6 protein-coding genes are annotated in these 6810 nt (G+C 69.1%); 4 read left to right on the forward strand and 2 right to left on the reverse strand.

Annotated features, from left to right (window positions below; genetic code table 11):
- From QQK25_RS18090 to QQK25_RS18100, 3 genes are all read left to right on the forward strand, one after another.
- Positions 1-504, forward strand: a 504-nt coding sequence (locus tag QQK25_RS18090) for an SCO family protein (protein ID WP_284189189.1), incomplete at its 5' end; no start/stop codon positions are given.
- 33 nt (positions 505-537) lie between these two features.
- Positions 538-1437 (forward strand): heme o synthase, encoded by a 900-nt coding sequence (gene cyoE, locus QQK25_RS18095; protein WP_284189190.1) that lies wholly within the window; start codon positions 538-540, stop codon positions 1435-1437.
- The gene (locus tag QQK25_RS18100; protein ID WP_284189191.1) at positions 1434-2468 is read left to right on the forward strand and encodes a COX15/CtaA family protein; all 1035 of its coding nucleotides are present in this window, start codon (positions 1434-1436) and stop codon (positions 2466-2468) included. The genes cyoE and QQK25_RS18100 overlap by 4 nt, the downstream gene beginning before the upstream one ends.
- Before the next feature lie 6 nt (positions 2469-2474).
- Here the strand turns inward: QQK25_RS18100 and QQK25_RS18105 are convergent, their stop codons facing one another.
- Positions 2475-3323, reverse strand: a complete 849-nt coding sequence (locus QQK25_RS18105) for a transporter (protein WP_284189192.1) — start codon at positions 3321-3323, stop codon at positions 2475-2477.
- 144 nt (positions 3324-3467) lie between these two features.
- Positions 3468-5588, reverse strand: coding sequence for a PQQ-dependent dehydrogenase, methanol/ethanol family (locus tag QQK25_RS18110; protein WP_284189193.1), 2121 nt, complete (start codon positions 5586-5588; stop codon positions 3468-3470).
- 266 nt (positions 5589-5854) lie between these two features.
- Between QQK25_RS18110 and QQK25_RS18115 the strand changes: the two genes are divergently transcribed.
- The coding region (locus QQK25_RS18115; protein ID WP_498027235.1) for a sigma-54-dependent transcriptional regulator family protein at positions 5855-6810 on the forward strand (956 nt) is incomplete at its 3' end.

Below are 6810 nucleotides of genomic sequence, written 5' to 3' on the forward strand. Positions count from 1 at the left end.
TTCGCCATCGGCGGCGGGCTCTACGCCTGGGGCTGGCGGCCGGCCAAGGCAACGAGCCATGGCGAGCTCCTCACCCCGCCGCGCCCGGTTCCGCCCCTCGCCGACACCGCCGGCAAGCCCGTGGGCAAGGCCGCCTTCGACGGCCACTGGACGCTCGTCGTCGCCGGCAGCGGCCCCTGCGAGGCGGCCTGCCGGCAGTGGATCGCCGCCACCCGCCAGGTGCACGTGGCCCTCTACAAGCAGATGCCGCGGGTGCAGCGCGCCTGGGTCACCGACCAGCCCGGCGCCGACCCCGCTCCGCTCCTCGCCATCCAGCCCGACCTGCACACGCTCGTCACCCAGGGCGCCGATGCCGCCGGCGCCTTCGACCTGAGCACCGCCGGCCACCGGGTTTTCGTGGTCGATCCCCTGGGCCAGATCATCCTGCGCTACGCCCCCGACGCCGACCCGAAGGACATCCTCAAAGACATGGACCGCCTGCTCCGCTACGCCTGGGCCGGCTGACCCGACGACACGCACGCCACCGGAGAGACCACGATGCCCACCATCCTCCGCACCACCGCCCTCGCCACGCCCCTGCGCCTGCGTCTGGCCGCCTTCGCCACCCAGTGCAAGCCGCGGGTGAATAGCCTGATCGTGTTCACCGCGATGATCGGGATGTTCCTCGCCGTGCCCGGCTGGCCGCCGGCCGGGCTGATGATCGCGGCCACCGTGGGCATCGCCCTGGTGGCCGGCGCGGCGGCGGCGATCAACTGCCTCGTCGAGCGCACCATCGACGCCCGCATGGCGCGCACCCGCGGCCGGCCGCTGCCGCTGGGCATCATCACCCCGGCCGAGACGCTCACCCTCGCCTGCCTCACCGGCGGCACCGGGCTGTGGCTGCTCCACGTGGCGGTCAATCCGCTCACCATGTGGCTCACCCTGGCCACCTTCCTGGGCTACGCCATCGTCTACACGCTGATCCTCAAGCCCGCCACGCCCATGAACATCGTCATCGGCGGCGCCTCGGGGGCGATGCCGCCGGTGCTCGGCTGGGCCGCGATGACCGACTCCATCGGCCTGCCGGCGCTGGCCCTGTTCCTCATCATCTTTCTGTGGACGCCGCCGCACTTCTGGGCGCTGGCCTGCTACCGCCGCGAGGAATACGCCCGCGCCGGCCTGCCGATGCTGCCGGTGAGCCACGGCGTGCCCCTCACCTGCCTGCACATCCTGCTGTACACCGTGCTGCTGGCGGCCGTCTCCTACCTGCCCGCCACCCTCGGCCTCTCGGGCGGCATCTACGTGGCGCTGGTGAGCGTGCTCAACCTGGGCTACCTGCGCGAAGCCTGGGTGCTGTGGCGGCATTACTCCGACGCCCGCGCCCGCCACGCCTTCCGCTACTCGCTGATCTACCTCACCGGGCTGTTTGCGGCGCTCTTCCTGGATCGGTTGCTGTGAGCAGAAGCTACCGCCTCCTCGCCAGCCTCGCGTTGGTACTGGCGCTGATCGTCGTGTCGATGGGCGCCTGGGTGCGCCTGTCCGACGCCGGCCTCGGCTGCCCCGACTGGCCCGGGTGCTACGGCCAGCTGATCGGCGTGCCCGAGGCGGCCCACGAAGTCACCCGCGCCGAAGCCGCCTTCGGCAAGCCGGTGGAGGCGCCCAAGGCCTGGAAGGAGATGATCCACCGCTACGCCGCCGGCACGCTGGGGCTGTGCATCCTCGGGCTGGCGGTGCTCGCCTGGCGCCAGCGGGCCCGGCGCGGGCCGTGGCTGGAGATCGTCCTGCTGGCGGTGGTGATCGGTCAGGCCCTGCTCGGCATGCTCACGGTGACCAAGCTCCTCAAACCGGTGATCGTCACCAGCCACCTGCTGGGCGGCATGACGACTCTGGCGATGCTCGCCCTGCTGTGGCTGCGCGAGCATCGCCCAGCCCGGCCCGCCACCACCTCCGCCGGTCTGCGCCTGCTGGCGGCCGGGGCGCTGCTCGCGGTGCTCATTCAGATCGCTCTCGGCGGCTGGGTGAGCAGCAACTACGCCGCCGCCATCTGCGCGGATTTCCCCACCTGCCAGGGCAGCTGGTGGCCCGAGATGGACACCCACCACGCCTTCACGCTGGATCGCGAGCTGGGCGCCACCGCCAGCGGCGCGCTGCTCCCCGGCGCGGCCCTCACGGCGATCCACTTCACCCACCGCCTGTTTGCCGCGGTGGTGCTGATCTTCGTGGGCAGCCTGGGCGTGCAGCTTTGCCGCCAGCTGCTGCTACGCCGGCACGGCATCGTCCTGCTGGCCGCGCTGGCACTGCAGATCGGCCTCGGCATCGCCAACGTGCTGCTGAAGCTGCCCCTGCCGCTGGCCGTCGCCCACAACACCGGCGCGGCGCTGCTGCTGTGCGCCACCCTGGCCGCCGTGGCCCGGGTGTTCGCCCGAGAAAAAGCCCGCGGCCGGATTCCGGCGGCGGGCTTTCCAAGGCGATTCGAGGTGGTGCGCTGACGGGGATCAGTACACGTACAGCACGCGGGCCTGCACGCCGCTGATCTTCGGGCCTTCCTCGACCTTCACGTCCTGGGTGTACTGCATCTGCACCTGCCACTGCTTGTCCACGAACGAGGCCCAGGTGAGCATCGCCGTGCCGTTGTTCTTGGCACCGGCGATCTCGGCGCCGTCGAGCTTCTCCTTCGCGCCCCAGGCGTGGCGGTAGGTGGCGGCCACGTAGGTGGCGTCGCTGATGTGGTAGCGCAGGTGGCCGTGGGCCTGGAGCAGCATGTCCTTGGTGGCCTTGGAGTCACGCTGGTCCTGGTAGAACTCGGTCTCGCCGATCAGGTCGATCGTCCATTTGTCCGACAACCTGCGGATGTAGCCCACTTGCAGATCGGTGGCCCAGCGGTTGTTGGAGAGCGCGAAGCCCTGGTTCTTGTCCGATCCCGTGGGCGCGGTGAAGAACACCGACCAGCCCAGGTGCTCGCCCTTGGCCATGTCGGCGATCGTCCACAGGGTGCCGCCGAAGATCACGTCGCCGATGCCGCTGGTCTTGGTGTCGGAGAGGCCGATCTTCTGGTTGCCGAAGGGCACGATGATCTGCGGGTCGATGATGTAGTCGCCCAGCTTCATGAAGTGCACGTAACGCAGGATGCCGGCGTTGAGCTTGAGATCGAGGTTGTCCACCACCTTGTTGCCGTTGGCGTACACCTTGTCGGCGCTGGGAAACTGGGCGTAGCCGAGGAGCAGGTTGGTGCCGGCGGGCAGCGCGGTGTAGTCGCCCGGATCGGGGCGCACGTCGGCGTTGGCGGAGCCGGCAGCAAGGGCCAGCAGCGAGGCGGCGGCGCAGAGGCGGAAGCGGGTGCTCATGGGTTGTCTCCTTGTGGTTTTAATGGGTGCAGCAAGGCGCCGGAGCGCCCGGAACGGGAAGAAAAAGGCCACGGCCCTGCGCGAGGGAGGAAGGGAAGCCCGACGGGCCGCGGCAAGGGGAGGGAGAAACCTCCGGAGAGTCGGTCAGGGCTTGGGCCGGATGGCGTCGGCGGTGCCCTGGATGAAGGCCTTGATCTTCTCCACGTCGTCGGCGCTGAGCTTGCCGGTGAAGTCCGGCATGCCCTTCTTCACGAACGGCCCGTTGAAGACAAAATCGGCCAGATTGGCGATGTCCCGCGACGGCACGTAACCCAGGTTGGGGATGTTGCCGCCCTTATCCACGCCGGGCACGCCGTGGCAGAAGACGCAGTTGCTCACATACAGCCTGGTGCCTTCGGCGATGTGGGCCGGGTCGTACTTGACGCCGGAGATCAGCTCGCCCAGCGGGTAGGCCGGCACCACGGGCAGCGGCTTCTCGGCCCCCAGCGCAAAGGTGTAGACGCGGCCCAGGTCGTGCTTGTCGGTGGCGCGCTGGAACTGGCCGAACACCCCGCCCCAGCCCACCGCGATGGACACGTACTGGCGGCCATCCACCTCATAGGTGACCGGCGGCGCAACCATCCCGACGCCGATCGGTGCTTCCCACAGCTTCTCGCCCTTGTCGGCGCTGTAGGCGGCGAAGCGCCCGTCGGCGGTGCCAGCAAACACCAGGTTGCCGGCGGTGGTGAGGGTGCCGCCGTTCCACGGCGAGGCGTATTCCTGGCGCCAGGCTTCCTTCTGCTTCACCGGGTCCCACGCCACCAGGCGGCCGAAGGCCTTGCTCTTGGGCGGCTGGGTGTTCACCAGCATGCCAGTGTTCCAGCCGGTGCCGGATTGGGGCTGGCCCGGCTTGTTCTCGTTGAAGCGCCAGTCCTTGTCTTCGGCCAGGTTGATCGGCACGTTCTGCACCGGGAAGTAGGCGAGGCCGGTCTTCGGGTTGAAGGACATGGCGTGCCAGTTGTGGCCGCCGAAGGGGCCGGGCACGCTGTCGAAGGCCTCGCGGGAGCGGGCCAGCGGCGTCTCGATGGGGCGGCCGTGCTTGTCGTAGCCGGTGGCCCAGTTCACCTCGGTGAAGGGCTTGGCCGAAATGAACTTGCCATTCGTCCGGTCGATCACGAAGAAGAAGCCGTTCTTCGGCGCATGGAGGATCACCTTGCGCTTACGGCCGTCGAGGGTGAGGTCGGTGAGGATCATGTCCTGCACCGAGGTGTAGTCCCAGTTGTCGCCCGGGGTTTCCTGGTAGTGCCAGACGTATTCGCCGGTGTCCGGGTTGAGGGCGACGATGGAGGCCAGGTAGAGGTTGTCGCCGCCGGCCGGGCTGCGCTTGCGGTGGTTCCACGGCGAGCCGTTTCCGGTGCCCACGTACATCAGGTTGAGTTCGGGGTCGTAGGTGATGCTGTTCCACGCGGTGCCGCCGCCGCCCGTCACCCACCACTGGCCGGCCGGGTCCCAGGTCTTGGCGGCCTTGGCCATCGCCTCGTTCTCGAAGGGCTTGGACGGGTCGCCCGGCACGGTGTACCAGCGCCACTTCTGCTCGCCGGTCTCGGCGTCGTAGGCGGTGAGATAGCCGCGCACGCCGTATTCGGCGCCACCGTTGCCGATGATGACCTTGCCCTTGATGACCCGCGGCGCGCCGGTCACCGTGTAGGGCCGGGTGCGATCTTCCACCGTGTCCTTCTCCCACACCGGCTTGCCGGTGGCGGCATCCAGCGCCACCAGCCGGCCGTCGAAGGTGCCCACGAACACCTTGCCCTTGTACAGCGCCACGCCGCGGTTCACCACATCGCAGCAGCCCTTCTGGGCGTACTCGCGGGGCACCTTCGGGTCGTAGCTCCACAGGCGCTTGCCGGTGCGCACGTCCACCGCGTGCACCACGCTCCACGAGGCGGTGACATACATGATGCCGTCCACCACCAGCGGGGTGGCCTCGACGCCGCGGGTCGATTCGAGGTTGTAGGTCCACGCGAGGCCGAGCTTGCCCACGTTGCCGGCGTTGATCTCGGCGAGCTTGCTGTGGCGCGTCTCGGCGTAATCGAGGCCGTAGGCCGGCCAGTCGGCGGTGCGGGCGGCGTTGCTTCGCACGGCGCGTTCGTCGATGTTGCCGGTGACGGCCGCGATGTGCTCGGGCGAGCCCTTGGGCGGCGCCGCGAACGTGGTCTGACACGAGAGGGCCGCCACCAACGCAAGGGCAAGACAGACGTGAGGGCGGGAAAGGGATGAGGGCATGTTGTCTCCTGATTGACTTCGTTCGTTGAAGTTCTTTAATGTGGAACGCGTTCCGACCCTGCAGCGAAACGCGCACCCGGTCCTGCAGGAGTTCAACAGCAGCAAACGTGCCGGGGCCGATAAAATACGAATAACCACTAAAAATCAGTCTCTTGACGTCACGCCTGGGGCACCCCCGGCGCCACGGCGGCAGGCAGGACTGACTTGAAACGAGTCAACGGCGGTGTATCCGGTTGACTCGCAACTGGCCACATGGAGGAGACACCATGGGAGAAATGCTCGCCTCGTTCGAGGCGCGGCTGGCGCACGGGCGCAGGCTGTTCTTTGACAAAGGGGAAGCCCCCGCCGGACTGGTGAGCGCCCCGGTCATCCGCTCATGGGAACGCTCCCTGGGCCACGGCCTGCGCACCCACGACGAACGCGTGCTGACCCCGGTGTCACGCCAGACGACCCAGACCGTCACCGAGCGCAACCGGTGCCTCGTCGCCTGCGCCCTGCCCGAGATGGAGAAGCTGCGCGCCGCCATGACCCGCGGCAGCTGGGGCATCGTCTGCACCGATCCGGACGGCCTGGTGGTGCAGGCCCTGTGCGGCACCGGCAGCGCCTTTGGCAACATGGGGCAGATCTTCCAGATCGGCCGCTCAATACGCGAGGCCGACATCGGCACCAACGGCCTTGGCTGCGCGCTGGTCGAACGCCAGCCCATCGTGATCCGCGCAGCCGAGCACTTCCTCGACGAAGTCCGCCCCTTCGCCTGCGCGTCGGTGCCGCTGTTCGACCCGGCCGGCGAGCTGGCCGGCATCCTCGACGCCACCCGCTACTGCGACGGCAGCCCGATCACCGTGCTCGAGCCGCTGGCCATCGCCGCCCGCGCCGTCGAGCGGCGCATGCTTGAAGCCCTCGACGGCGCCCTGCTGCTGAGCTTCCACACCCGCACCGAGCTGCTCGCCACGCCGCTCGCCGGCATGATGGCCTTCGACGGGGACGGCCGCCTGCTGGGCGCCAACCAGACCACCCGCCAGCTGCTGCAGCTGGCGCCGGGCCGGGATGCCGGCGTGGATTTCGCGCAGCTCTTCGACTGCCCGGCCGAAACCTTCCAGCGCGCCCTGTCCGGGCGGCTGACCCACGGCGCCCTGTGGAGCGACAGCGGGCTCGGCTTCGAGGCCCGCTTCGAAGCCCGCGGCCGCAACACGCTGCTGGCGCAACTCGGCGACGCAGTACG

The sequence above is a fragment of the Zoogloea oryzae genome (assembly GCF_030161255.1).
GTDB classification, from domain to species: Bacteria; Pseudomonadota; Gammaproteobacteria; order Burkholderiales; family Rhodocyclaceae; genus Zoogloea; species Zoogloea oryzae.